General features: G+C 69.7%; 1 protein-coding gene. It reads right to left on the bottom strand.

Annotated elements, in window-relative coordinates:
* Positions 1-3 precede the first annotated feature (3 nt).
* Positions 4-307 (bottom strand): MerR family transcriptional regulator (locus AN218_RS28270; protein ID WP_070019951.1); only part of this gene is annotated, 304 nt, incomplete at its 5' end.

Here is a 307-nt window from a genome sequence, read left to right as displayed (position 1 = left end):
CTGTCAGGCGTCGTTGGGCTGGGGCGAGGCTTCGGCGTGACGCAGCTCCTCGTTGATGCGCTGGGCCTCTTCGAGCTGGTCCTCGAGGATGATGATGCGGCAGGCGGCCTCGATGGGAGTGCCTTGATCGACCAGTTCGCGGGCCCGGGTGGCGAGCCTCAACTGATAGCGGGAGTAGCGGCGGTGGCCGCCCTCCGAGCGGAGCGGCACGAAAAGCCTGGCTTCGCCGAGCGCCCGCAGAAACGCCGGCGTGGTACCGAGCATCGCGGCGGCCCGGCCCATGGTGTAGGCGGGGTAGTCGTCGTCG

Origin of the sequence: Streptomyces nanshensis (genome assembly GCF_001751255.1) — a bacterium.
Taxonomy (GTDB): domain Bacteria; phylum Actinomycetota; class Actinomycetes; order Streptomycetales; family Streptomycetaceae; genus Streptomyces; species Streptomyces nanshensis_A.
This window is presented reverse-complemented; position numbering and strand designations above follow the sequence as displayed.